This is a genomic window from Actinomadura vinacea (assembly GCF_039532545.1).
In the GTDB taxonomy this organism is placed as follows: domain Bacteria; phylum Actinomycetota; class Actinomycetes; order Streptosporangiales; family Streptosporangiaceae; genus Spirillospora; species Spirillospora vinacea.
Genome location: NZ_BAAARW010000012.1, coordinates 51,943 through 77,683, shown reverse-complemented (window position 1 = coordinate 77,683; position 25,741 = coordinate 51,943). Strand labels below are relative to the sequence as shown.

Below are 25,741 nucleotides of genomic sequence, written 5' to 3'. Positions count from 1 at the left end.
CGTGCAGAGCAGTTCCATCATTCTCGTAGTACTTGGTCGGCGCGCAGGCTGACCAAGCACCTCGTCCTGCGCGCGCCCCTCGACCGCCATCCGGCGGCGGGGGTTTTTTGTTGGCCGTGTGACCTGAGAACGGGTGGCCCGCGGACCCCGCGCTCCCAGCGAGCACAGACTTCTCCAAGGAACTGGAACATGACGACCGAACAGATGACGGGAGCCCAGGCGCTGGTCCGCGCCCTGGAGAACGTCGGCGTCGACACCGTGTTCGGGATCCCGGGAGGCGCGATCCTTCCGGCCTACGACCCGCTCTACGACTCCAAGAAGCTCCGCCACATCCTGGTCCGGCACGAGCAGGGCGCCGGGCACGCCGCCCAGGGCTACGCCATGGTCACCGGCAAGGTCGGCGTGTGCATGGCCACCAGCGGGCCGGGCGCGACCAACCTGGTCACCCCGATCTCCGACGCGTACATGGACTCGGTCCCGCTGGTGGCGATCACCGGCCAGGTGGCCAGCAAGGCGATCGGCACCGACGCCTTCCAGGAGGCCGACATCGCCGGCATCACGATGCCGATCACCAAGCACAACTTCCTGGTGACCCAGGCCGAGGACATTGCCCGCACCATCGCCGAGGCGTTCCACATCGCCGCCACCGGCCGTCCCGGCCCGGTGCTGGTCGACATCGCCAAGGACGCCCTCCAGTCCACCTTCGCCTTCGAGTGGCCCGTCAGCACGCACCTCCCGGGCTACCGCCCGGTCACCCGGCCGCACTCCAAGCAGGTGCGCGAGGCGGCACGGCTGATCGTGGAGGCCGAGCGCCCGGTGCTGTACGTCGGCGGCGGCGTCCTGAAGGCCGGCGCGTCCGCGGAACTCAAGGTGCTGGCCGAGCTGACCGGCGCCCCCGTCGTCACCACCCTGATGGCCAAGGGCGCGCTGCCCGACAGCCACCCGCAGCACATGGGCATGCCGGGCATGCACGGCAGCGTCGGCGCGGTCGGCGCCCTGCAGAAGGCCGACCTGCTGGTCACCCTCGGCGCCCGCTTCGACGACCGGGTCACCGGCAAGCTGGACGGGTTCGCCCCGCACGCCAAGGTCGTGCACGCCGACATCGACCCGGCCGAGATCTCCAAGAACCGGCACGCCGACGTCCCGATCGTCGGGGACGCGCGCGAGGTGATCGCCGACCTGATCGTCGCGGTCCAGGTCGAGCACGACGCGGGGCGCAAGGGCGATTACGCCGACTGGTGGCGCCAGCTGAACGCCTGGCGCGAGACCTACCCGCTCGGCTACGACGAGCCCGACGACGGCTCGCTGTCGCCGCAGTACGTCATCGAGCGGATCGGGCGGATGGCGGGTCCGGACGCCTACTACGTGGCGGGCGTCGGCCAGCACCAGATGTGGGCCGCGCAGTTCATCAAGTACGAGCGGCCCGGCGCGTTCCTCAACTCCGGCGGCGCGGGCACGATGGGCTACGCCGTCCCGGCCGCGATGGGCGCCAAGGTCGGCGCGCCCGGAACCCAGGTGTGGGCGATCGACGGCGACGGCTGCTTCCAGATGACCAACCAGGAGCTCGCGACCTGCGCGATCGAGGGCATCCCGGTCAAGATCGCGGTGATCAACAACGGTAACCTCGGCATGGTGCGGCAGTGGCAGACGCTCTTCTACGACGGGCGCTACTCCAACACCGACCTCCAGTCGAAGGAGACCAGGACCGTCCGCGTCCCGGACTTCGTCAAGCTGGCCGAGGCCTACGGCTGCGTCGGGCTGCGCTGCGACCGGGCCGAGGACGTCGACGCGGTCATCGCCAAGGCGATGGAGATCGACGACACGCCGGTGGTCATCGACTTCGTCGTCCACCAGGACGCGATGGTGTGGCCGATGGTCGCCGCCGGCACCACCAACGACGACATCAAGATCGCCCGGGACATGGCGCCCGACTGGGAGAACGGAGACTGACCGCGATGAGCCTGCACACCCTGTCGGTGCTGGTGGAGAACAAGCCCGGCATCCTGGCCCGGGTCGCGGCGCTGTTCTCGCGGCGCGGGTTCAACATCGAGTCGCTGGCCGTCGGCGTCACCGAGCATCCCGAGATCTCCCGGATGACCATCGTGGTGAACGTGGCCGAGCTGCCGCTGGAACAGGTCACCAAGCAGCTGAACAAGCTGGTCAACGTGCTCAAGATCGTCGAGCTGGACCCGTCCGCCTCGGTGCAGCGCGAGCTGGTGCTGGTCAAGGTGCGCGCCGACGCCGAGACCCGGTCGCAGGTGCTGGAGACCGTCCAGCTGTTCCGCGCCAAGGTCGTCGACGTGGCCCCGGACGCGGTCACCATCGAGGCCACCGGCAACCGCGACAAGCTGGACGCGCTGATCCGGGTGCTGGAGCCGTTCGGCATCAAGGAACTGGTGCAGTCCGGGATGGTGGCCGTCGGCCGCGGCGCCCGCTCCATCACCGACCGTTCGCTGCGTGCCATCGAGCGCAGCGCCTGAGCCCGCGCGTCCGGGAGCGACCCCGGACAATCCGGGATCGCCCCGATATCAACAACGAAAGGCAGCAGCACAGTGGCTGAGATGTTCTACGACAACGACGCGGACCTGAGCGTCATCCAGGGCCGGCACGTGGCCATCATCGGGTACGGCAGCCAGGGCCACGCGCACGCGCTCTCGCTGCGCGACTCCGGCGTGGACGTCCGGGTCGGGCTGCGCGAGGGCTCGCCCAGCCGGGAGAAGGCCGAGGCCGAGGGGCTGCGGGTGGTGACCCCGGCGGAGGCGGCCGAGGAGGCCGACCTGATCATGCTGCTGGCGCCCGACCACCACCACCGGGAGATCTTCGAGAAGGACATCAGGCCCGCCCTGGTCGAGGGCGACGCGCTGTTCTTCGGGCACGGCTTCAGCATCCGCTACGGCCTGGTCCAGCCGCCGGAGGGCGTGGACGTCTGCATGGTCGCCCCCAAGGGCCCGGGCCACCTGGTGCGCCGCCAGTTCACCGCGGGCCGCGGCGTGCCGGTGATCGTGGCGGTGGAGAAGGACCCGAGCGGCAACGGATGGCCGCTGGCGCTGTCGTACGCCAAGGCCATCGGCGGCCTGCGCGCCGGCGGCATCAAGACCACCTTCACCGAGGAGACCGAGACCGACCTGTTCGGCGAGCAGGTCGTGCTGTGCGGCGGGCTCTCCGAGCTGATCAAGAACGGGTTCGAGGTGCTCACCGAGGCCGGCTACCAGCCGGAGGTGGCCTACTTCGAGACGCTGCACGAGGTGAAGCTGATCGTCGACCTCATCTACGAGGGCGGCATCTCCAAGATGTACTGGTCGGTGTCCGACAACGCCGAGTACGGCGGCTACAGCCGCGGCTCGCGGGTCATCACCTCCGAGACCAAGGCGGAGATGCGCAAGATCCTCGCGGAGATCCAGTCCGGCGAGTACGCCAAGGAGCTGGTGGCCGAGTTCGAGGGCGGCCAGGTCCAGTTCGGCAAGTACCGCGAGCAGCTGGCCGAGCACCCGATCGAGAAGACCGGTGCGCAGCTGCGCCCGATGATGAGCTGGCTCAACGACTGAGCCCGTGCCGTCCGTCGCCTCGGGGCCGCCCGCTGCCGCAGCGGGCGGCCCGAGCGCGTCAGCGCACGTTGAGCTGAAAAGACAGCAGGCGCCGGACGAGGCCGCGCGGCCCCAGGCCCTCGGCGCGGTCCTGTGCACGGCCCGCCGCACGGTCCTCGACGAGCAGCGCCAGGTGGCCGTCCTCGGTGAAGTGGAGCGTCGCGGCGGTGCCGTCGCCGAGCCCGCGCCGCTGCGGCCCCGCCTTGAGCCGGGCGCCGCGCACCGCGCCCAGCCGCGCCTCCCGGCGCACGCCCAGCGCCGACGCGGCCACGTGCACGTCCCACAGGCCGGGGCCCGGGACGGCCACGTCGGCCTCGAAGCCCTCGTCGCCGACCACCGCCGGGACGCGCCGCTCCGCCCGCGTGCCCCGCTCGCGCAGGATGATCTCCACGCCGGTCTCGCGCGCCTCGACCCGTTCCAGCGCCGCCCGGCCGCGGAGCCGCGCCCGCCGGCCCTGCCAGCCCGCCGCGTCCAGCCGGTGCGCCACCCCGACCTCGGCGGTGATGTCGGCGTCCTGGCGCGGGACGCCGCGCAGGTAGGGGTACACCGCGTACACCCGGCCGCCGACGACGACCGCGCCCGCCGGACGGCCTTCCACCTCGTCGCGGATCAGCCGCTCCAGCTCCGCGCGCAGGCCGTGCCGGATGCAGAACGCGCGCAGCCGGTGCCCCGAGGGCAGCGCGGCGCGGGCGGCGTCGCCGAGGGCCTCCTCGCCGAGCACCCGCCGGGTCCCTTCCACCAGGCGCTCGCGCTCCGGCCCGTCCAGGCCCAGGAACCGGTGGTCGTACACACGCAGGAGGTCCTGCAGCACACTGATCGCGCACTCCGAGTTCACTGGAAATCTCCGAGGATGCCTCGGCCTTCAGGTCGGGGAGGAATCGGACCCTTGCGGAGCAGGGCGGAGAAAAAGCATCTGCCCTCCAGCGCGGATGGTGGTCGAGCAGGCGTGATGCGGCGCATTTTCGCTCCTTTGTTCGAGGTCTAACGGTATGGTCATCGCGTGTCCCGGTACCGTCTTGATCCCACTTCCGAGCAGGAGGAACTGCTGTTCGGGCATTGTGCGCATGCGCGGTTTGTGTGGAATTTGGCGGTGGAGCAGCAGGGTTGGTGGTCCCGTTTCCGGGGCAGGGCGCCGGGGTTCGCTGAGCAGTGCCGGCAGTTGACCGAGGCCCGTGCCGCGTTCGGCTGGTTGGCCGCTGGGAGTGTGACGGTGCAGCAGCAGGCGCTGCGCGATTTCAACCAGGCGATGGCGAACTTCTTCGCCGGTACCCACAGGCGGCCCACCTGGCGCAAGGCCGGGCTGCATGAAGGGTTCCGGCAGGTCGGGCTCAAGCCTCACCAGGTGCGGCGGTTGTCGCGCAGGTGGGGTGCGGTGCAGGTCCCCAAGGTGGGGTGGGTGCGGTTCCGGATGTCCCGGCCGGTTCCCGAAGGGGTGAAGTCCTACCGGGTGACCCGCGACCGGGCGGGCCGCTGGCATGTCGCTTTCGCGCACGTCCCCGATCTGGTCCCCGGTCCCGGCAACGGCGCGGTGGCCGGTGTCGACCGGGGTGTGACCGTGGCGGCCGCGACCTCGGCCGGGGACCTGTTGAGGGTCCCCGGCTTGACCCCGGGCGAGTCGCGGCGGCTGGGCCTGCTGCGCCGCAAACTGTCGCGCGCCAAGCCCGGCGGCAGGCGTCGGGCCCGTCTCAAGGCCGCGATCGCGCGGCTGATGGCACGCCAGGCCGACCGGCGCAAGAACTGGGTCGAGCAGACCAGCACCGCTCTGGCCCGGTCCTTCGATGTGATCGGCGTCGAAGACCTCGACATCCGTGCGATGACGGCCTCGGCCCGGGGCACGCTCGAGCGGCCGGGCCGCAACGTGCGGCAGAAGGCCGGGCTGAACCGGGGCATCCTCGCCTCCGGGTGGGGCCTGCTGGTGGCCCGGCTGGAGCACAAGGCACCCGGCCGCGTCGTGCGGATCGACCCCGCCTACACCAGTCAGCGTTGCTCGTTGTGCGGGGTCGTGGATCGGGAGGCGCGTGAGAGCCAAGCGCGGTTCCGGTGCCGGTCCTGCGGCCACGCGGGCAACGCCGATGTGAACGCGGCACGCAACATCGCCCACGCAGCGCGTCAGTCTGCGTCGGCCGCCGGACCGGCGGTCGCTGCGCGGGGACGCCCCGGAGTATCGGGACGGACGAACCGCGAACCTCAACTCGTCCTCCTCTCCTGAGGCCACGGGTTGGAATCTCCCTCCCTCGGGAGGGGGAGGAGGTCAAGCGGCTCTCCAGGTAGGTCGTAGTTACGGTAAGGCGTGGAAAGATCGCTCACAGTGACCGCCGTGCTCCGTGTCCCGCGGGACGGAGAAGTGTGGCCCCGCGGTGTTGTCTTTTCGTGCGCGCCACGGCCCGTCCTGACGCGGCGCGGATGGGGTAGCGTTCGGGCACGTGGCGGAGGCAGTGGCGGCGGGGCGCGCGACGGTACCGGAAACCCCCGCGGGGCCAGCGCCCGGACGCCCCCGGCACGTCCCGGCCCTGGCCGCGCTCGTCACCCTGTCGGCCCTGCTGTACGCCGCGTCCTCGCTGCTGCGGATGCGGGCGTTCCAGGCCAGCACCTACGACCTGGTCATCTTCGACCAGGCGCTGCGCTCCTACAGCCGGTTCGGCGCCCCGGTCGCGATGGTCAAGGGCGTGCACAACGGCTTCGGCCCGGACTTCTCCGTCCTGGGCGACCACTTCTCCCCGATACTGGCGGTGCTGGCCCCGCTGTACTGGCTGCACGACGGCCCCGAGACCCTGCTGGTCGCGCAGGCGGTGCTGTTCGCGCTGGCGGCCGTCCCGATCTGGCGGTACGCGGCGCGGCGGTTCGGACCGTCCTCCGCCCACCTGGTCGCCGGGGCGTACGCGCTGTCGTGGCCGGTCGCCGAGGCGCTGGCGTTCGACTTCCACGAGGCGGCGTTCGTGCCGCTGCTGTCGGCGCTGCTGGTGGAGCGGTACGACGCGGGCCGGCGGGTCCAGGCCGCCGCGGCGGCGCTGGCGCTGCTCATGGTCAAGGAGGACATGGGCCTGCTCCTGGTCGGGTTCGGGCTCGTCCTGCTCGCCCGGCGGGGCGAGCGCCGGGCCGGGGCGGGCTACGCGGCGGCCGGGCTCGTCGCGGCCTGGGCGTCCTCGCGCGTGCTGATCTCGCTGTTCGGCGGCGACAACGACTACTACTGGGCCTACGGCTCGCTCGGCGACGACATGGCCGGCGCCGCCGTGCACGTTCTGACACGGCCGTGGATCCTGTTCGGCACGCTCGGCTCGCCGCCGATCAAGCTGCTCACGATGGCGCTGCTCGTGCTGCCGCTGCTGCTGCTCCCGCTGCGGTCCCCGCTGGTGGTGGCGGCCCTGCCGCTGCTGGCCGAGCGGATGCTGGCCGACCGCTTCGCCAACTGGTGGGAGCCGCGCTACCACTACAACGCCTTCATCGTCGCGATCCTGGTCATGGCGGCGGTGGACGGCGCGTACCGGCTGCGCGGCGGCCGGGCGTCAGCGGTGCTCCGCCGGGCCCGTCCGGGCGCCGTCCTGCGCCGGCTGCCGCGCCGGCTGCGTCCGCACCTGCCCGCCGCCGCGCTGCTGGCGGGCGCGGCGGTGACCGTGCCGTTCTTCGCCCTCGGTGACCTGGCCGATCCGGACCTCTACCGGCGCGACGCGCGCGACCGCGCCGCCGCGGCCGCCGTCGCCGCCGTCCCGGACGACGCGCTCGTCGAGACCGCCAACAACCTGGGGCCCGCGCTCTCCGCCCGCACCCGCGTGCTGCTGTGGGACCGCGAACCCCGCCGCGCCCCCTGGGTGGTCGCCGACATCGGACGGCACACCTTCCCTTTCAAGTCCCTGGACGAGCAGCGGCGCCGGGTCGACGCGCTGGTCGCCGAGGGCTACCGGCCGGTGTTCCGGCAGGGCGGATACATCGTCCTCACCCGCCGATAGACCGGCTGTGACCCCGGTGTGATCTCCGCCTCCCCGCGGGGCGCGGGCGGGCCGGGAAGCCCCGGAGCGCGGCGGCCGGACGCGGCCCCGTCCGGATGCGGCCCCGCCGTGCCGGACCGGGCGGCGGGGCGCGGCGGACGCCCCGACCTGCGCGGACGCGGCGGCTGTCGGCCCGGGGCGGCCGGCCGCGCCGGTCGAACAGGGCGCTTCTTCGCGGTACGGGGCGGCCGGGCACGACCCGGGGGACTGGGGTGCCTACGGGGACAAAAGGGGTGTTCAGGCGTCTGTCGCCCGGCTCGCGAGGGGCGCGTCCGGCGGAGGATAGACTCAGGGACGAGCCGAGGGCACACCGTGGTGACTCGCGACTTATCCCGCACCCACAGCATTCCCTTTCCTCTGCACATCCACGTTCATAAGGACCCTTCCTTGAGCAAGCCTGTCGTCCTCGTCGCAGAAGAACTCTCCCCGGCCGGCATCGCCGTCCTCGAATCCGACTTCGAGGTCCGCCAGGTCGACGGCGCCGACAAGGCGGCGCTGCTGCCCGCCGTCGCCGACGTCGACGCGCTGATCGTGCGCAGCGCCACCAAGGTCACCGCGGAGGTGTTCCAGCACGCGCGCCGGCTGCGCGTGGTCGCGCGGGCGGGCGTCGGGCTCGACAACGTCGACGTCGAGGCCGCCACCAAGGCCGGCGTCATGGTCGTCAACGCGCCGACCTCCAACATCGTCACCGCCGCCGAGCACGCGATCGCGCTGCTGCTGGCGACCGCCCGGAACGTGCCACAGGGCCATTCCGCGCTCAAGCAGGGCGAGTGGAAGCGCTCCAAGTACACCGGCGTCGAGCTGCAGGGCAAGACCGTCGGCGTGCTGGGCCTCGGCCGGATCGGCGTGCTGGTGGCCCAGCGGCTGGCCTCCTTCGACATGAACGTCGTCGCCTTCGACCCCTACGTGCAGGCCGCCCGCGCCGCCCAGCTCGGGGTGAAGCTGGTCACGCTCGAGGAGCTGCTGGCCGAGAGCGACTTCATCACCGTGCACCTGCCCAAGACCGCCGAGACCCTCGGGCTGATCGGCGACCGGGAGCTGCAGCGGGTCAAGCCGACCGTGCGGATCGTCAACGCCGCCCGCGGCGGGATCGTCGACGAGGCGGCGCTGGACCTGGCTCTCAAGGACGGCCGGGTGGCCGGCGCCGGCATCGACGTGTTCAGCACCGAGCCGTGCACCGAGAGCCCGCTGTTCCACCACGACAACGTGGTGGTCACCCCGCACCTGGGGGCCAGCACCCACGAGGCGCAGGAGAAGGCCGGCACCCAGGTCGCCCGCTCGGTGAAGCTGGCGCTGTCGGGCGAGTTCGTGCCGGACGCGGTCAACGTCCAGGGCGGCGCGGTCGCCGAGGACGTCAAGCCCGGCCTGCCACTGGCCGAGAAGCTGGGCCGGATCTTCACCGGGCTGGCCGGCGGCGTGCCGGTCCGGCTGGACGTGGTGGTCCGCGGCGAGATCGCCGAGCACGACGTCAAGGTGCTGGAGCTGGCCGCGCTCAAGGGCGTGTTCGTGGACGTCATCGAGGAGGCGGTGACGTTCGTCAACGCCCCGCTGCTGGCCCGCGACCGGGGCGTGGAGGTCACCCTCACCACCTCCGACGACAGCCCCGACTGGCGCAACGTGGTGCAGGTGCGCGGCACGATGGCCGACGGCTCGGTCGTGTCGGTGTCGGGCACGCTGACCGGGCCCAAGCACATCGAGCGGATCATCGAGGTCAACGGCTACCAGATGGAACTGGTGCCGACCGAGCACATGGCCTTCTTCGTCTACTCCGACCGGCCCGGGATCGTCGGGGTGGTCGGCCGGCTGCTCGGCGACGCCGGGGTCAACATCGCCAGCATGCAGGTCGGCCGCGACACCAAGGGCGGCCGGGCGCTGATCGCGCTGACCGTCGACTCGGCCATCCCGGCCCAGCTGCTCGATGTGATCAAGAACGAGATCGGCGCCGACACCGGCCGCCGGGTCGACCTGGACGGCTGAGACGCGGGAGCCCGTGGCCGGGCGACGTCTCGGCATGTGAGAAGTTCGGCCACGGGTCAAGACAGTCAGGTGAACGCCAGGTAACGTGGTATTGCCATGCGGCGCTTCGTAGTGATCCTTCGCCGCCGCGACGGGGCCCGATAGGCGGGCCACCCCCGTCGCGGAGTCCGGCACTGGCCGTAAGCCCTGTCAGCCATCGCCACCCGTTCCACGCGACGCTACGGAGCACACCCCATGAGCACCCTGAACTCCCTGAGCATGACCACCGCCGCCTCCGACGACGCCGACGAGGAGGCCGCGCGGGCACTGCAGACCGCGCTGGACCGCCGCGACAACGGCGGCCGCCCCGCCAGCTGACCGCCCGGCCGTCCCCGATGAGATCATGGGGGGCATGACGGCGGAATCCACGGTGGAACGGGCCGAACCGCGCGAGGTCACCGCGGCCCTGGCCGAGGCCGCCGCGCGCGGCCCGTTCTTCGAGATCGTCACCGATCCCGACCAGGAGGTCGACCCGACCTGGCGCCCGATGCCCGAACGCGACACGGCACGCCTGATCGGGCTGACCGAGGCGTACGCGGAACGGCTCGGCACCACCGAGCGGCGGGTCGCGGCCTCGATCCTCTTCCAGGGGCTGGCCGCGCGGCTCTGGTCGCCGATGGTCACGGCCGCGGCGCGCGGGATCGTCCCGGAGCTGTCCGGCCTGCACTGGCGCTGGGCGCCCGGCGCGCCGATCGCGCTCTGGCTGGCCGCCCCGGCGGGACGCCGCGCGGGCACCACCGCCGAACGCGCCGAACTGGTCCACCGCGAGGTCGTCGACGGCCAGCTGCGGCCGCTGCGCGAGACGATGCTCGGCTTCGTCCGGCTGGCCGACGGCCTGCTGTGGGGCAACGCCGCGTCCGCCTTGGCAGGAACCGTTGCCGGAACCCTGAACGCCGGGCCGGCCGCGCCGGTACGGCCCCTGGTCGCCGAGCTGTTCGCGCGCGAACCGCTCGCGGGCACAGGGACGTTCGACCGGCGCGGCTTCGTCCGGCGCAGCTGCTGCCTCTACTACCGGGTACCGCCCGGCGGCGAGATGTGCGGCGACTGCTGCCTGCTCCGCCGCTGAAGCGCTCGCACTAGGCCGCCGGGACGGGTTCGCCCTCCGCCTCGGCAAGGGGCGCCCGGTGCCGCTGGAACGCCCGTTCGGTGAGGGCGCCGAACAGCAGCCCGAGCGTCGCCCACAGCACCACATGGACGCCCAGCGACGCGATCCGGAAGTCCCACAGGACGGTCGCGGGGAAGCCCTCGGCCACCGCGTCGGGGCGGGGCGTGAGCCGGAACACCACCGCGACCACGGCCGCGAACCCGGCCGTCGAGACGATCGCGGCGCTCCAGGTTCCCAGCCGCGCCGCCAGCCGGCCGAAGACGATCACGGCGGCGACCGTGGCGAGCACGCCCAGCGCCACCATGCCGAAGTAGAGCGCCGTGCGCCCGCCGATGGTGCCGGGATTCCCGACCGCCGGGGGAGTGGGCGGGTACTTCAGGAACGGCACCAGCACCACCGCCGTGAATCCGAGCAGCGCCACGAGGCCGGACGTGGCGCGGGCGCCGAGCGTCCCGATCCGCCCGTGGGCGAACGCGAACGCGATGGAGAACAGGCCGCCGATCGCCGTTCCGTACACCGCCATGGCCGTGACGAGCCCGACGGTCTGCTGGACCGTCCGGCTCACCACCTCCTCTTCCTCGGCGTGGCCGGCCGCGCCGTGCTCGGCGGCCGCCTGGGCCTCCTCGAAGGAGATCGCGTTCGCGACCTGGGGTTCACCGTAGATCCACGCGACCAGCAGCCCGGCCGCCGCCGCGACCAGACCGGCGATCATGCCGCGGACCAGCAGGGGTCTCATCGCCGGCGATCGCTCCGCGGCCATCAGTGGCAGGGGAAGCCGAGCAGGTGCCGGCCGTCGTGCGTGAACTCGTGAACCCACGTGCCGCCGATCAGCGAGGTGGCGCCCTGCTCGGCGCCGACGAAGTAGAGCAGTGCCGCGCCCAGGACCAGGGCGAACAGGGCCCAGGGCAGGATCTCGCGGACGGGGACGCGCTGCGGGACGGCGACCGGGCGCGACTGCGCGGCCTGCGTCGGGGGAACGGCGGGCTGGGCCATGGCGGATCTCCTCACGGGGTGCACTCGCCCCGGTACGGGAGGACGACGGGTCAGTCTCCTGACTCCCAGATCACCGCCTCCCGCCGACCTTCCAGCCGTTCGGCCGTGGTCGCGTGGGGGGAGACTCCCTGGTCACAGTGGCGGGACCGTCCTGGAATCGCACCAGGTTCCTGCGCACCGTCGCCTCATTTGTGAACTTGTCGCCCTGAGGGTCCCCTTTGACCGCCCTTCACGTCAAGTCGTGAGAGAGGGGACACCGTTCGCATCTCCCCCCGCTGGAGATACGGACGGTGCCCCCTCCCGAAACCGGCGGCGGTGAATCGGCCGGCCGCCACCGGGGCGTACAGGGCGCCCCTCCGGAGGGCTGGCAGGCGTACCGGAAAAGCTCCCTGTAATGAGAGTGGAGCAGCGGGCCGCGAGGCACATGAGTAGCCCCTACTCAATTCGCCATGGCCGCGCCGGGCGGGCGTCGTACGATCCTGTTGTGCGTACCTCCTGGCCGTTCACAGGCCGTACGTCGGCGCTCGATGAGGTGGGTTCCCTGCTGTCCGAACGGACCGTGCAGGGCGTGGTGGTGGCGGGCGACGCCGGGGTGGGCAAGACGCGGCTGGTCAAGGAGGCGCTGGACCGGCTGGAGCCGGCGGCGTTCACGGTCGTGCGGGCCTGCGGGACGGTCGCCGACGCGGGCATCCCGTTCGGGGCGTTCGGGCACGTCCTCCCGGTCGAGGGCGTGGCGACGGCGATCGTCAACCCGCTGCGCTGGGCGAGCGAGGCGCTGCGTTCCCTCGCCGCCGCCCCGCTTCTGGTCACGGTGGACGACGCCCACCTGCTCGACCCGACCTCCGCCGCCCTGGTGCACCATCTCGTCCTGCACCGGGAGGCGCGGGTCGTGGCGACCGTACGGACGGGTGCGGCCGTGCCCGACCCCGTGACGGCGCTCTGGAAGGACGACCTGGCCCGGCGCCTCGATCTGGTCCCGCTGACGATGGCCGAGAGCCAGGCGGTCGTGGAGGCCGCGCTGGACGGGCAGCTGGGCGCCGCCACCGCCCGGCGGCTCTACCACAGCACCCAGGGCAACCTGCTGTTCCTGCACGAGCTGGTGCTGACGGGACTGGGCGAGCGGCGGCTGGCCGAGGCCCGCGGGGTCTGGCACTGGCACGGCGACCTGCCGCTGAGCCCCCGGCTGCGCGAGCTGATCGAGGCGCGGCTGGGCACGCTCGACGAGGCCGAGCGCGAGGTCCTGGAGTACGCGGCGCTAGGCGAGCCGCTGGGCGCCGCCACGCTGGCCGCCCTGACCTCCGAGGACGCCGTGGAACGTGCCGAGGCCCGGCACCTGATCGCCTCCTCCGGCGTCGGCCGCCGGCTGGAGATCAGAACCGCGCACCCGCTGTACGGGGAGGTCGCGCGGGCGCACGCGGGCCCCGAACGCGTCCGGGAACGCCTGGCCGCCCTCGCCGCGGCGCTGCAGGGCACCGGCATGCGCCGGCACGGCGACGTGCTCCGGGTCGCCGCGTGGCACCTGGACGCCGGCGCCCCCGCGGGCGGCGACCTGCTCCTGGCCGCGTGCGGGCAGGCGTGGACGCTGCACGACATGGACCTGGCGGAGCGCTGCGGGCGGGCCGCGCTGGCCGCGGGCGTCGACGCCGCCGCGACCGTGCGGATCGCACCCGTCCTGCTCCTGGCCGGACGGCACGACGAGGTCGAGGAGCACCTCGCCCGCGCCGCCGCCGAGCCGCTGGACGAGCCCACCCGCGCGGGCCTGGTCTCCATGCGGGCGTTCAACCTCGCCATGGGGCTGGGCGACGAGGAACGCGCCGAGCGGATGCTGGACGAGGCCGCCGACCAGACCGCCGAACCCGCGTCCCGGCAGAGCCTGCTGGGCTACCAGGCCCTCGGCCGGGTCTACGCCGCCCGGTTCGACGAGGCGGAGGCGACGGTCGCCCGGGTCCGCGCGGCCGGGCCCGTCCGGCCCGAGGCCGCCGCGCTGACCGGCGCGGCCGACGCCCTCCGGCTCATGCTCACCGGACGCTACGACGAGGCCGTGGCCCTGGCGAGCAACGCGCTGGAGGACCCGAGCGGCTGGCTGGAGTACATGCCCAGCCTCGTGGCCGCCTTCAGCGACGCGCGCGCCGCCGCGTCCGTCTTCGCGGGCGACCTCGCCGCCGCCGACGGCTACATCGCCTACGGCGAGGCGCTGTTCACCGAAGACCACCTCTCTCCCGTCGCCGCCACGACCTCCCGGACGCTGCGCGTCGAGTACTGCCTGCTCCGCGGGGACGTCCGGCGCGCCGTCCGCTGGGCGCACGAGGCCGCCTCGCACGGGTCCAGGACGATCCGGGCGATGTCCGGGCACGGCCACGAGGAGCTCGCGTACGCGGCCGCCGTCGCCGGCGACGCCGCCACCGCGACCACCGCCGCGCGGGTGGCCGAACGGCGCCGCATCGGCGGCGGGCGGATCTTCCACTTCCGCGCCTACCTCGCCCGCGCCTGGATCCGCGCCGCCGCCGGCGACGTCGCGGGCGCCGCCGAGACCGCCCTGGACGCCGCCGCCCGCTTCGAGGAACGGTCCCTGCGCCCCTACGCCATGTTCGCCCTGCACGACGCCGTACGGCTCGGCGCCCCCGGTCCCGCCCGCGACCGGCTCGCGGCGCTCGCCGACCGGACCGGCGGGCGGCTCGTCCGGCTCTGCGCCCGGCACGCCGACGCCGCCGCCCGCCGGGACGCCGCCGCCCTCGACGAGGTCTCCGGAGCGTTCGCGGACGCGGGCCTCACCCTCTTCGCCGCCGAGACCGCCGCCGAGGCCGCCCGCGCCCACGGGCGGCGCGCCGCGCGGTCCCGCGAGGCCAACGCCGCCGCGACCCGGGCCTGGCTGCTGGCCGGGAACTGCCCGGGCGCCCGCACTCCCGTCCTCTCCGGCCTCGCAGCCCCCGAACTCACCGCCCGCCAGCTGGAGATCGCCCGGCTCGCCGCCTCCGGCCTCGGCCACCGCGAGATCGCCGACCGTCTCGTCCTGTCCGTCCGCACCGTCGCCAACCACCTCCAAGCCGTCTACGACAGGCTCGGCGGGGTTTCATTGTGGGGGGACGACCCCCCACACCCCTCGGGACGTAGCGAAACGCCTCCTCCGCTCCGCTAGCGCTCCGCTACGGACCCGCTTCCCTCCGCCTGCCCGTCCTCTCCACTCCGCTAGCGCTCCGCTCCGGGCCGGACAGTGAAAAAGCGGGGTTGCCGTGTGGTGCGGGTCGTCCCACACCCCCGGGACGGAGGAAAACATCTACTCCGCTCCGCTCCGGGCCGGACAGTGAAAAGCGGGTTGTTGCGGGGTGCGGGTCATCCCACACCACCGGGGTCAGGGGGTGTTGTCGGTGGTGGTGAAGAGGTGGGCCAGGGACTCGCGGTCGCTGGTGCCCAGGCGCTCGTAGATCATCACCAGGTGGTTGCCGACGGTGCGGATGGAGATCGAGAGGCGGTCGGCGATCTCCCTGTTGCTCAGCCCCTGGGCGGCGAGTTGCGCGATCTGCCGTTGGCGGGAGGTGAGCTGGGGCGCGGCGAGGGGGGCCAGGGCGGGGGTCACGGGATTGCCGCAGCGGCCGGCCAGCGTGCGGGCGCGGGCGGTGGCGCCGGCGGCGGCGCGGTCCTCGCCGGCGGCCTCGTACGCGGCGGCGGCCTGGGCGGCGGCCTCGGCCGCGTGCAGCGACATGCCCAGCTCCTCGAACGACGCCGACGCCGCCGCGAGGGCGGGACCGTCCGCGCCGGCGGCCGCGGCGGCGCGGCGAGCGCACAGCGGGGCCAAGAAGCCGTCCATCTCGCCGGCCAGCGCCGCCAGGCGTCCGGCGGCGCGCCCGGCCGCGCCCAGGCGGACGGCGTCGTCCAGCGCCAGCATCGCGTACCCGCGCAGCCCGCGGGCCTCGGCGTCGTCGGCGGCGGCGAGCGCGGCGGTCACCGCCTCGGCGCTCTGCCCGCGCGCCGCGAGCACCCACGGGCGGGCCAGGGCCAGCGAGAACTCCACCCCGAGCCAGGCCGGCCGGGCCAGGTCCTCGCCCCGGCGCAGCGCCTCCTCCGCCTCCCCGGCCCGGCCCAGCTGGGCGGCCGCACAGGCCAGCTCGCCGAAGCAGAGCCCGGCGAACATCGTCGACCGCTCACCGATCTTGACCGTGCCGTCGCGGGCCCAGCGCACCGCCTCGGCCAGCTCCCCGCGCAGCCGGTGCAGATGGGCCCGCCAGCCGCTGAAGGAGGCCTCGATCCGGTTCCCCCGGCCGAACTCCGCCACCAGGTCCAGGCCCTGGGCGGCGCCCGCCAGCCCGTCGGCCGGTTCCCCGGCGAACAGGTGCGCGACCGTCCGGGCGTGGGTGAGGGCGGTCATCACGATCGGGACCTCGTCCCGCCAGCGGGCCTGGTCGTCCATCGACGCCCGGGCCACCGCCACCGCGAGCGAGTGGTGCCCGTCGTAGGCGCGCAGCAGCGCCTCGGCGGCGTCGGTCTGGGCGGCGATCGCGGCGGGCGCCGGGCCCAGCGCGCGGGAGCGCTCCACCGCGGCCAGGCCGTCGGCCACCCGGCCCGCGAACAGGGCGATCCACCCGGCGAGGGAGTGGACGTGCTGCCGCCAGGCCGGGTCCCCGATCGTCGCGGCGGCCTCGGCCAGGACGGTCTCGGCATCGCGGTCGCGGGCCAGGCCCCACGCCAGGACGAGGGCGCGCGCGCCCGCGTGCAGGCCACGCTCGCGGTCGTCGCGCAGCCTGCCGGCGACCTCGCGCAGCGCCGCGTCCGCCTCGTCGTCCCGGTCGGAGAAGTGCAGGACGACCGCCAGCAGCGCGGCGGCCTCGCCGGCGCTCCCCGGACGCCGCCCCGGACGGGACAGGTAGGCGTGCAGCGCCGCCGACGCCAGCCGCGCGGCCGGCTCCAGGGCCAGCCCCGCCCAGGCGATCCTGGCCGCGCGCAGCAGCAGGTCGGGGTCGGTGTCGCCGCCCGAGTCGAGCCGCCAGGTGGCCAGCCGCAGGACGTCCTGGCGCCGCCGCGGGCCCGTCTCCTCCAGCGCGTCGGCCAGGTGCCGCAGCCGGGTCCGCGTGGACAGCGTCCCCAGCCCGGACCGCACCGCCTCCCCGTACAGCGGGTGGGCCAGCCGCAGCCGCAGGCCGGGGGCGCTGTCGGTGGGCTCGCCCGCGATCGTGACGAGCTGCCGCACGGTCAGCCGGTCGATCGTCTCGGGGCCCGCCAGGCGGCGCAGCAGGGCGGTGTCCATGGGCTCGCCGAGGGACAGGTACTCCAGCGCCCGCCGCTCCCGGTCGTCCAGCGCGCCGATCCGCGCCTCGATCAGCTCCCGCAGCCGGGGCGTGAGCGTGGGGCCGGGGGCGCAGCGCCACACGCCGCCGCTCTCGGTGAGCATCCCGGCCAGCACCAGCTCGCGCAGGAACAGCGGGTTCCCGCCGGTGATCCGCCACATCCGCCGCGCGCCCGCGTCCTCGACCTGCCCGCCGACGGCGGCCTCCAGCAGCCGCGCCGTCTGGGCGTGCCCCAGCGGGCCCAGTTCCAGGCGGTGGACGCGGCGCTCGGCGTCGCCGACGCGCTCGTCCCAGAACGCGGCCAGGCGGCCGGGCGCCCGCGCGCCGGTACGGGCGGTCGCCAGCAGCCGGGCCTCGCCGCGCTCCAGCAGGTCGGCGATCAGCGCGGCGGAGGCGGGGTCGAGGCTGTGCGCGTCGTCCACGGCCACGACCAGGCGTCGCCGCGGGCCCAGGGCCTGTTCCGGGACGAGCCGCGGCTCGCCGCCCCGGTCCGGGCCGGCGGGCAGCAGGTGGGCCAGCGCCCCGTACGGGATCCGCGCCGCGGCCTGCGTCGCCTTCGCCCGGACGACCAGGTTCCGGCCCGGGTCGAGGTCGGCGGCGACCTTGGCGGCGAGCCAGGACTTGCCGACCCCGGCGTCGCCGACCAGCACGGATCCCGAGCGGGAGGGGTCGAGCAGCGCGGACCGTGCCGCCGCCAGTTCTGCGGTGCGGCCGACGAAGGGCCAGCCGCCGGGCGGGAGCGGGGGCGATGCGGCCACGCTCTAGATCGTACGAGCGTCCCGGCCCGGCATCCACTCGAACGCGCGGTCCGGTCAAGGAACCCGTCAGGACGGGCCCTGCCGGCTCGTCACCGGGACGCCGCCACATACCCCGACACGCGGTGCACGACCGCGCGATCGGGCCCGGACAGCAGCGCCGGGTCCTCTCCGGGGAGCAGCTCGGTGGAGTTCACGGCCTTCTCCGTCCGCGCGAGCGCCTCCAGCGAGACCGCAAGGTTCACCACGGCGCAGGAGCGGGCCTCCGGGTCCCACAGGGCGAAGCCCTGGACGAACCCCGGGACGGTCCGCAGCGCCGGGGCGATCCGCTCGCGCTGCGCGAAGAGGGCCGAGTCCATCCAGTCGACGTCGCGGGGGCCGTCGAAGAACAGCAGCACGGCCGCGCCCGGCGCGCGCGCGGAGTCGGGGCCCGCGTAGCCGCCCGGCACCTGGTAGATCCGGTCGCTCGCCAGCTCGACCGGCCGCGGGCCGGGGCGCGCGGCGGCGGTGCGGTCGGCGGCCAGCCGGGCGTCCTCGACCGTGCGCCAGAGGGTGAGCAGCGCGCCGGCCGCGGTGTCCTCGACGGCGGCCATCAGGCACAGCCCGGCGAAGCCCGGATGGCGGGCGACGATCTCCAGCAGCTCGCGCTCCACAGGCCCGGCCTCGGCCGGGTCCGGCATGCCCCGGACGGTCTGCAGCCTGGCGTACAGCATGATCGGCTTCCCTTCCGCGGAAGCCGTGTCGCCTCCGTCTTCCGAGCCTGCTCCGGTGCGGCGCCGCCCGCCTGAGTACCCCTTACTCAACCGCGTTCCGGGACAGGCCCGACGCTAGCGGCGGCGCGAGACATCCGTACCGGAATCTGAGACGGATGCTCAGGAACTGAGACGTTTGCAGTAGAGTGCGCGCATGGCATCCCGCAGCATTCACCTGGCCGTCATCCCCGGTGACGGGATCGGCCCCGAGGTGGTCGCCGAGGGGCTGAAGGTCCTCGACGCCGTCGCCCCCTCGTCCGGGCTGGCGTTCGAGCGCACCTCCTACGACCTCGGCGCCGCCCGCTGGCACCGGACCGGCGAGACCCTGCCCGACTCCGTGCTGGCGGAGCTGCGCGGGCAGGACGCGATCCTGCTCGGTGCGGTCGGCGATCCCAGCGTGCCGAGCGGCGTGCTGGAGCGCGGGCTGCTGCTGAAGGCCCGGTTCGAGCTCGACCACTACGTCAACCTGCGGCCGGTCAAGCTGTTCCCGGGCGTGTCCACCCCGCTGGCCGGGGTGACCACCGAGGACATCGACATGATCGTCGTCCGCGAGGGCACCGAGGGCCCCTACACGGGCGTCGGCGGCGTGCTGCGCAAGGACACCCCGCACGAGGTGGCCACCCAGGAGAGCGTCAACACCGCCCACGGGGTGGAACGGGTCGTCCGCTACGCCTTCGAGCAGGCCGCGAACCGGCCGCGCAAGAAGCTGACCCTGGTCCACAAGGACAACGTGCTGACCTTCGCCGGTGATCTCTACCAGCGCGTCCTCAAGCGGGTCGCGCAGGAGTACCCGCAGGTCAGCACCGACTACTGCCATGTCGACGCGGCCACCATGTTCTTCGTGAACCAGCCGGCCCGCTTCGACGTGGTCGTCACCGACAACCTGTTCGGCGACATCATCACCGACATCGGCGCCGCGATCGCCGGCGGCATCGGGCTGGCCGCCTCCGGCAACGTCAACCCCGACGGCACCGCCCCGTCGATGTTCGAGCCCGTGCACGGCTCCGCGCCCGACATCGCCGGCCAGGGCAAGGCCGACCCGACCGCCACCATCCTGTCGGTGGTCATGCTGCTGGACCATCTGGGCGCCGCCGAGGCCGCCCGCCGGGTCGAGCGGGCCGTCGCCGAGGACCTGGCCGAGCGGGCCGGGCAGGGCGCCCGTTCCACCGCCCAGATCGGTGACGCCATCGCCAAGCGAGTATCCGGCTAGCGGCGCACCCCTCAGGCTCAGACCGGGCGCGCCTCCGCGGCGCGCCCGGTTTTTCGTGTGCGCCGGGACGGAGGAGTGAGCTGGATGAAGTACGACAATAAGGATTAATGGGAGCCGCCGGCGACGGGGCCGGGGCGGCGATCCGGGAGAGGACCCCACGATGAGCATGCTGGACTTCGAGATCTCGCGCAGCGAGCGGCCCACGCCGGCCGCCGAGCGCGAGGCCGTCCTCGCCGACCCCGGCTGGGGCCAGCACTTCACCGACCACATGGTCACGATCCGTTACGCGGCGGGGAAGGGCTGGTACGACGCCCGGCTGGAGCCGTACGGGCCGATCCCGATGGACCCGGCCAGCCAGGTGTTCCACTACTCCCAGGAGCTGTTCGAGGGCCTGAAGGCCTACCGGCAGGCCGACGGGACGATCGTCACGTTCCGCCCGTACGCCAACGCCGCCCGGATGAACCGCTCGGCCCGCCGGATGGCGATGCCCGAGATCCCCGAGCAGCTCTTCGTGGACGCCCTGGAACTGCTGGTCGGCACCGACCGCGAGTGGGTGCCGACCACCGACGGCTACAGCCTCTACCTGCGGCCTTTCATGTTCGCCACGACCCGCGCGCTCGGCGTGAACCAGCCCGCCGACGAGTACATGTTCGTGGTCATCGCCTCCCCGTCCGGCAACTACTACGCCCGCGGGATCAGGCCGGTCTCGGTGTGGCTGTCGCGCGACTACACCCGCGCCGCCCCCGGCGGCACCGGCGAGGCCAAGACCGGCGGCAACTACGCCGCCTCGTTCGCCGGGCAGGCGCAGGCCGTGCGGAACGGCTGCGACCAGGTCGTCTGGCTCGACGCGGTGGAGCACCGCTGGGTCGAGGAGGTCGGGTCGATGAACCTGTTCTTCGTGTACGGCGCGGGCGACCGGCCCCGGCTGCTCACCCCGGCGCTGACCGGCACGCTGCTGCCCGGCATCACCCGCGACTCGATGCTCAAGCTGGCCCCCGACCTGGGCCTTCCGGTCGAGGAGGGCAAGATCAGCGTCGACGAGTGGCAGGCCGGCTGCGCGTCCGGCGAGATCACCGAGGTGTTCGGCTGCGGCACCGCCGCGGTGATCAGCCCGGTCGGCCAGGTCAAGGGCCCCGACCGGGAGTGGAGCATCGGCGACGGCGAGCCCGGGGAGATCTCGATGCGGCTGCGCGAGGAGCTGATCGGCATCCAGTACGGCGCCCGTCCCGACCCGTACGGCTGGGTCCACAAGATCGTCTGAGCCGGTCTCCGCGACGGTCCGTGACCGCGCCCGGCCCCGCGCCCGCGGGGCCGGGCGATACGTCCGTCTCGAATGCTGAGACCAATGTCCCATCGCCGTGGCCCGTATGGCAGACTGTCGTCATCATGCGCCACAGCCTCGTGATTATCGGCTGGCGCGCCGGCTGACAACGGGACACCGCCGGCGCGCAGACCTCTCACGTCCGTGAGGGGTCTTTTTGCGTTCCAGGGCTCCCCGCCGCGGGGGAGCGGCACGGACGGCAAGCGGCGCGCCAGCCCAGAACCCTGAGGGGGAACGACGATGCAGGGTGACGCCTTCCACGTTTACGACACCACGCTGCGCGACGGCTCGCAGCAGGAGGGGCTCAACCTCTCCGTGGCCGACAAGCTCGCCGTCGCGCGCCATCTCGACGACCTCGGCGTCGGCTTCATCGAGGGCGGCTGGCCCGGCGCCAACCCCAAGGACACCGAGTTCTTCAGGCGGGCTCTGACCGAGCTCGACCTGAGGCACGCGCAGCTCACCGCGTTCGGCGCGACCCGCCGGGCCGGAGTGCAGGCCGCCGACGACCCCCAGGTGGCCGCCCTGCGCGACTCCCGCGCGCCGGTCGTGACGCTCGTCGCCAAGAGCCACGACCGGCACGTCGAACTGGCCCTCCGCACGACCCTGGAGGAGAACCTCGCGATGATCCGCGACACGGTCTCCCACCTGCGTGCGGAGGGCCAGCGAGTCTTTCTGGACGCCGAGCACTTCTTCGACGGCTACAAGGCCAACCGCGCCTACGCGCTGGAGGTCGTCCGCACCGCCGCCGAGGCCGGCGCCGACGTCGTCGCGCTGTGCGACACCAACGGCGGGATGCTGCCCGACGAGCTGGCCGAGGTGGTGCACGAGGTCGTCTCGGCCGGCGCCCGCGTCGGCATCCACTGCCACGACGACTCCGGCTGCGCGGTCGCCAACTCGCTGGCCGCGGTGAAGGCCGGCGCCACCCACGTGCAGGGCTGCGCCAACGGCTACGGCGAGCGCAGCGGCAACGCCAACCTGTTCACCGTCATCGGGAACCTGCAGCTCAAGCGGGGCCTGCGGCTGGTGTCGGACGAGCAGATGGCCGAGATGACCCGGATCGCGCACGCGGTCTCCGAGGTCACCAACGTCACGCCCGGCTCCCAGCAGCCGTACGTGGGGCTGTCGGCGTTCGCGCACAAGGCCGGGCTGCACGCCTCGGCGATCAAGGTGGACCCCGACCTCTACCAGCACATCGACCCGGCCACGGTCGGCAACGACATGCGGATGCTGGTCTCCAGCATGGCCGGGCGCGCCTCGGTCGAGCTCAAGGGCCGCGAGCTGGGCTACGACCTGTCCGGCGAGAAGGCCAAGGACGTCGTGGCGCGGGTCAAGGAGCTGGAGTCCACCGGCTACACCTTCGAAGCCGCCGACGCCTCGTTCGAGCTGCTGCTGCGCGAGGAGCTGACCGGCGTCCGGCAGCGGCACTTCGAGGTCGAGTCGTGGCGGGCGATCGTCGAGCGCCGCCCCGACGGGTCCATGGTCAGCGAGGCCACGGTGAAGCTGCACGCCAAGGGCGAGCGGATCGTCGCCACGGGCGAGGGCAACGGCCCCGTCAACGCCCTCGACAACGCGCTGCGGGTGGCGCTGGGGCGGCTCTACCCGGAGCTGGGACGGCTCGAGCTGGTCGACTACAAGGTCCGGATCCTGGAGGGCACGCACGGGACGGGCGCCCGCACCCGGGTCCTGATCGAGTCCAGCGACGGCGAGCGCGAATGGGGCACGGTCGGGGTCGAGGACAACGTCATCGCGGCGTCCTGGCAGGCGCTGGAGGAGGCCGTCACCTACTGCCTCCTGCACGCCGGCTACGAGGCGAGCTGACGGGCGCCGGGCGGGCCCGCCCGGCCCTGAATGGAATCTTTGCGTCCGGATGGGCATAGTCCGGGCATGAGCAAAGAGGTCACCGACAACGCCGAGGCGAGCCGCTACGAGATCCGGGTGGACGGCGAGCTCGCCGGGTTCGCGCAGTACCGGACCCGGCCGGGCAAGATCGTGTTCACCCACACCGAGGTGGACGGGGCGTACGAGGGCCAGGGCGTGGGCGGCGCGCTGGCCCGCGGCGCCCTGGACGACGTCCGCGCCAAGGGCCTGGCGGCGGTGCCGCTGTGCCCCTTTATCGAGGGCTGGATCGACAAGCACCCCGACTACCGGGACCTCGTCGCCGACTGAGCCGCCGATCCGGCCGGGGCCGGGGCGATCGTGACCACGACCGTCCCGGCCCCGATCACCCGGGCCCGGGTCAGGACTTGGGACCGGCGCTCTCGATCACGTCGAACGACCAGACCTCGGACCCGGTGGAGGCAGGGCCCCGCCCGTGCCCGTGGCCGTGCCCCTCGGCGGCCCGCGCGTCCTTCATGGACTCGGCGTGCCCGCGCTGGAACGCCTGGCCCTCCGTCCAGCGCTGGAAGGCTTCTTCGCTTACCCAACGCGTGTAGACGAGGTAGCGGTCGGTGCCGTCCACCGGGCGCAGCAGCTCGAAGTGCTCGAAGCCGTCGGCGGACTCGACCAGGCCGGCCCGGTCCGCGAAGCGCCGTTCCAGCTCCGCGCGCATCTCCTCGGGGACGGTCAGTACGTTGATCTTCACCACGGACACGGTCGGACTCCTTCGTCGATCTTCAGCACGACCCTATCCGGCCGTCCCGGCGCGTCCCGGGGCACCCGGGGCGGCGCGCCGCGGCCGAAAGGCTCATTTCTGACATGAGGAATGACTCGGGTAAGGGACCTTTCATAGAAAATTTCGCCGATACTGTCTAAACAAGTGGCGAAAGCGCGGGCCGGCCGTCATGATGTTGACCTCGTGGCCACGGCCGCGCCGCAGCCGTTCCCCGGCGCCGCGACCGTCCCGCCGTTCCCGTACGTTCCCATTCCTGGAGTGATCGCATGTCCGTCCGACCCGTGCCTCCCGAGCCCGCGGACCACCGCGGCACGGGCGGGTGCTGCGGCGGTTCCGGCGGCTCCTGGGGCGACATCGCCTTCGGCCTCGGCATGCTGTACGAGAGCGAGGGCGACCTCGACCGGGCCGCCGGCTGGTTCCGGCAGGCCGCCGAGTCCGACCGGCCCGGCGCCGCGATCCGGCTGAGCGCCGTGCTGGCGCGGCTCGCCGACCGGAGCGGCGCCGCCGACTCCGAGGAACTGCTGGCCGAGGCGAGCCGCTGGCTCAGCGAGGGCCTGGACACCACCCGTCCCGACGCGATCGGGCTGATCACCGACATGCTCGACCGGCACCAGCGGGCGGCGGCCCGGCGCGGTCTGGAACCGGCCGCCGCGGGCTGATCCGAACCTCACCGCCCCCGCGGTCGTCGGACTCCATGAGGCCGGCCATCGGGCCGCCGCTATGGGAAGGTGACGGAGTTGAGCGCCCAGGAGCCCGGGTACGTCCCCCCGGACCACAAGAGCACCACCGAGTTCGAGATCCCGAAGGTCACGGGCGCCGTCCAGGACGAGACGGGCCCCGAGCCCACCGATCTCGCGGGCGACACCGTCGTGGACCGCCCGCTCCCCCCGGCCCCGGCCGACCCGGAGGAGACCGGCCGCGACCTGCGGGCCGACGACTCCACCGATTCCGCGAGCACGGTCGTGGAGACGCCCGAGCCACCCTCGACCGTGACGGACTTCACGGCCGAACCCGAGGCCGTGGAGACCGACCCCGAGCCGGAGGTACCCGGGACGCCCATCCAGCTCCCGGTGCCCCCCTTCGCCCGGTTCGGCCTGGACGCCGAAGGCCCGGAGCCGTCCCCCTCCGCCGAGGAGCCCGCGCCCGCCCAGACACCGTCCGAGCCGCCGCCCGTCGTCACCGCCGCGGCCGCCGAGCAAGGGCCCTGGACCGAGCAGTTCGGCGCCGAGGAGGCCACCGGGAACGCGCAGGCCGCCCCGCCGGCTCCGGACGCGCCCACCGGGCCGACCATGCCGCGGCGGGAGTCCGGCCCGGCGCCTGCCGAAAGCCCGACCTCGCCCGCGCCGCCGCCTGCGCCACTGCCCGCGCTGTCGCCCTCGGTCGGACTGCCGCCCGGCACCCCGGTCGGCCCCGCCGCGCCCGCCGCCACCGCGGCCGCGCCGGCGGGCAAGCCGCGCCGCCCCGTGCTCCTGGCCGCCGTCATCGCCGCGATGCTGGTGATCGGCGTCGGCGCGATCGTCACCGCGATCATGGCCTCCGGCTCCGACGACCCGGACGGACGGCCCGCCGCCCGATCGGCCCCGCCCGCCACCGGCCCGGCCCCCTCGTCCCCACCGGCGAGCGGGCCCTCCGGCGCGCCGTCCGGCCCGCAGTCGCCCGGCGCCACCGCCGCCCCCGCGCCCGGCGCCGACCCCGGCGCCTCCGAGCCCGCACAGGCCCCCGGCGGAGCGGGCGGCGCCGTACCGCCCCCGCCCGCCGCGCCCGCCGGCCCCGTCGTGCAGGGCGACGGCATCACCTACCAGCTCGTCCAGAGCGACCCGGGCTACTACGAGGGCAAGTTCGTCTTCACCAACCGCTCCGGCCGTCCCATGAACGACTGGACAATCACGTTCGACGCCCCCGGCGCCAACGTCAAGAACATCTGGGGCGCCCGGCTGACCCGCGGCGGCGACAAGGTGGAGATCCGCAACCTGGAGAACGCCCCGCCCGTCCAGCCCGGCGCCACCTGGGAGATCCAGTTCGGCGCCGAGGGCACCGCCGCCAACCCGCGCACGTGCCTGGTCAACGGCGCGCCCTGCGGCTTCTGACCGACCGGTGGGACGGCTCCCACCGGCCTGGTACTAGGCTCTTGA

21 protein-coding genes and 1 riboswitch are annotated in these 25,741 nt (G+C 73.7%); of the genes, 15 read left to right on the top strand and 6 right to left on the bottom strand.

The genetic code is table 11. The annotated features are described in order from the left end of the window. The first annotated feature begins 48 nt into the window (after nucleotides 1-48). From ABD340_RS15700 to ilvC, 3 genes are all read left to right on the top strand, one after another. Nucleotides 49-1,950 (top strand): acetolactate synthase large subunit, encoded by a 1,902-nt coding sequence (locus tag ABD340_RS15700; protein WP_344590686.1) that lies wholly within the window; start codon nucleotides 49-51, stop codon nucleotides 1,948-1,950. Between the two features lie 5 nt (nucleotides 1,951-1,955). After that, nucleotides 1,956-2,480: an acetolactate synthase small subunit gene (gene ilvN / locus ABD340_RS15695; protein WP_344589698.1), complete on the top strand. Its 525-nt coding sequence runs from the start codon at nucleotides 1,956-1,958 to the stop codon at nucleotides 2,478-2,480. A gap of 81 nt (nucleotides 2,481-2,561) precedes the next feature. Beyond that, the gene (gene ilvC / locus ABD340_RS15690; protein WP_344589697.1) at nucleotides 2,562-3,545 is read left to right on the top strand and encodes a ketol-acid reductoisomerase; all 984 of its coding nucleotides are present in this window, start codon (nucleotides 2,562-2,564) and stop codon (nucleotides 3,543-3,545) included. 58 nt (nucleotides 3,546-3,603) lie between these two features. Here the strand turns inward: ilvC and ABD340_RS15685 are convergent, their stop codons facing one another. Then, nucleotides 3,604-4,419: a hypothetical protein gene (locus ABD340_RS15685; protein WP_344589696.1), complete on the bottom strand. Its 816-nt coding sequence runs from the start codon at nucleotides 4,417-4,419 to the stop codon at nucleotides 3,604-3,606. Nucleotides 4,420-4,584: 165 nt separating this feature from the next. Here ABD340_RS15685 and ABD340_RS15680 point away from each other — a divergent pair, with 165 nt between their 5' ends. The 5 genes from ABD340_RS15680 to ABD340_RS15660 all read left to right on the top strand — a co-directional run bounded on the left by ABD340_RS15680 (nucleotide 4,585) and on the right by ABD340_RS15660 (nucleotide 10,649). Next, the gene (locus tag ABD340_RS15680; protein WP_344589695.1) at nucleotides 4,585-5,793 is read left to right on the top strand and encodes an RNA-guided endonuclease InsQ/TnpB family protein; all 1,209 of its coding nucleotides are present in this window, start codon (nucleotides 4,585-4,587) and stop codon (nucleotides 5,791-5,793) included. Nucleotides 5,794-6,007: 214 nt separating this feature from the next. After that, entirely contained in the window at nucleotides 6,008-7,528 is a 1,521-nt protein-coding gene (locus ABD340_RS15675) for a DUF2079 domain-containing protein (protein WP_344589694.1), read from the top strand. A 426-nt stretch (nucleotides 7,529-7,954) separates the two neighbouring features. Continuing rightward, nucleotides 7,955-9,544: a phosphoglycerate dehydrogenase gene (gene serA, locus ABD340_RS15670; RefSeq protein ID WP_344589693.1), complete on the top strand. Its 1,590-nt coding sequence runs from the start codon at nucleotides 7,955-7,957 to the stop codon at nucleotides 9,542-9,544. A 234-nt stretch (nucleotides 9,545-9,778) separates the two neighbouring features. Then, nucleotides 9,779-9,901, top strand: coding sequence for a hypothetical protein (locus ABD340_RS15665; protein WP_344589692.1), 123 nt, complete (start codon nucleotides 9,779-9,781; stop codon nucleotides 9,899-9,901). Nucleotides 9,902-9,935: 34 nt separating this feature from the next. Beyond that, nucleotides 9,936-10,649, top strand: a complete 714-nt coding sequence (locus ABD340_RS15660; protein WP_344589691.1) for a (2Fe-2S)-binding protein — start codon at nucleotides 9,936-9,938, stop codon at nucleotides 10,647-10,649. A gap of 10 nt (nucleotides 10,650-10,659) precedes the next feature. On the opposite strand, the gene ABD340_RS15655 is transcribed toward ABD340_RS15660, so the two are convergent. Together ABD340_RS15655 and ABD340_RS15650 are read right to left on the bottom strand one after the other, a co-directional pair. Further along, complete coding sequence (locus ABD340_RS15655; RefSeq protein ID WP_344589690.1) at nucleotides 10,660-11,424, bottom strand: CbtA family protein; 765 nt, start codon at nucleotides 11,422-11,424, stop codon at nucleotides 10,660-10,662. Nucleotides 11,425-11,447: 23 nt separating this feature from the next. Further along, entirely contained in the window at nucleotides 11,448-11,681 is a 234-nt protein-coding gene (locus tag ABD340_RS15650) for a CbtB domain-containing protein (protein ID WP_344589689.1), read from the bottom strand. Between the two features lie 31 nt (nucleotides 11,682-11,712). Continuing rightward, nucleotides 11,713-11,897: riboswitch (cobalamin riboswitch) on the bottom strand. A gap of 268 nt (nucleotides 11,898-12,165) precedes the next feature. On the opposite strand from ABD340_RS15650, the gene ABD340_RS15645 reads away from it, so the two are divergent. After that, a complete protein-coding gene (locus ABD340_RS15645) occupies nucleotides 12,166-14,817 on the top strand; it encodes an AAA family ATPase (RefSeq protein WP_344589688.1) in 2,652 nt (883 codons plus the stop codon). Nucleotides 14,818-15,030: 213 nt separating this feature from the next. Here the strand turns inward: ABD340_RS15645 and ABD340_RS15640 are convergent, their stop codons facing one another. Together ABD340_RS15640 and ABD340_RS15635 are read right to left on the bottom strand one after the other, a co-directional pair. After that, nucleotides 15,031-17,718, bottom strand: a complete 2,688-nt coding sequence (locus tag ABD340_RS15640; RefSeq protein WP_344589687.1) for a LuxR C-terminal-related transcriptional regulator — start codon at nucleotides 17,716-17,718, stop codon at nucleotides 15,031-15,033. Between the two features lie 89 nt (nucleotides 17,719-17,807). Beyond that, nucleotides 17,808-18,428 (bottom strand): hypothetical protein, encoded by a 621-nt coding sequence (locus ABD340_RS15635; protein ID WP_344589686.1) that lies wholly within the window; start codon nucleotides 18,426-18,428, stop codon nucleotides 17,808-17,810. A 193-nt stretch (nucleotides 18,429-18,621) separates the two neighbouring features. Between ABD340_RS15635 and ABD340_RS15630 the strand changes: the two genes are divergently transcribed. From ABD340_RS15630 to ABD340_RS15615, 4 genes are all read left to right on the top strand, one after another. Next, nucleotides 18,622-19,677: a 3-isopropylmalate dehydrogenase gene (locus ABD340_RS15630; protein WP_344589685.1), complete on the top strand. Its 1,056-nt coding sequence runs from the start codon at nucleotides 18,622-18,624 to the stop codon at nucleotides 19,675-19,677. A 160-nt stretch (nucleotides 19,678-19,837) separates the two neighbouring features. Further along, a complete protein-coding gene (locus tag ABD340_RS15625) occupies nucleotides 19,838-20,938 on the top strand; it encodes a branched-chain amino acid aminotransferase (protein ID WP_344589684.1) in 1,101 nt (366 codons plus the stop codon). A gap of 300 nt (nucleotides 20,939-21,238) precedes the next feature. Then, the gene (gene cimA / locus ABD340_RS15620) at nucleotides 21,239-22,816 is read left to right on the top strand and encodes a citramalate synthase (RefSeq protein ID WP_344589683.1); all 1,578 of its coding nucleotides are present in this window, start codon (nucleotides 21,239-21,241) and stop codon (nucleotides 22,814-22,816) included. 66 nt (nucleotides 22,817-22,882) lie between these two features. Then, complete coding sequence (locus tag ABD340_RS15615) at nucleotides 22,883-23,164, top strand: GNAT family N-acetyltransferase (RefSeq protein WP_344589682.1); 282 nt, start codon at nucleotides 22,883-22,885, stop codon at nucleotides 23,162-23,164. A 70-nt stretch (nucleotides 23,165-23,234) separates the two neighbouring features. On the opposite strand, the gene ABD340_RS15610 is transcribed toward ABD340_RS15615, so the two are convergent. Beyond that, the gene (locus tag ABD340_RS15610) at nucleotides 23,235-23,588 is read right to left on the bottom strand and encodes an antibiotic biosynthesis monooxygenase family protein (protein WP_344589681.1); all 354 of its coding nucleotides are present in this window, start codon (nucleotides 23,586-23,588) and stop codon (nucleotides 23,235-23,237) included. A gap of 287 nt (nucleotides 23,589-23,875) precedes the next feature. Here ABD340_RS15610 and ABD340_RS15605 point away from each other — a divergent pair, with 287 nt between their 5' ends. Then, nucleotides 23,876-24,268 carry a hypothetical protein gene (locus tag ABD340_RS15605; RefSeq protein WP_344589680.1) on the top strand — a complete coding sequence of 131 codons (393 nt, stop codon included), beginning with the start codon at nucleotides 23,876-23,878 and terminating at the stop codon, nucleotides 24,266-24,268. Between the two features lie 78 nt (nucleotides 24,269-24,346). After that, complete coding sequence (locus tag ABD340_RS15600; protein ID WP_344589679.1) at nucleotides 24,347-25,696, top strand: cellulose binding domain-containing protein; 1,350 nt, start codon at nucleotides 24,347-24,349, stop codon at nucleotides 25,694-25,696. Nucleotides 25,697-25,741 lie beyond the last annotated feature (45 nt).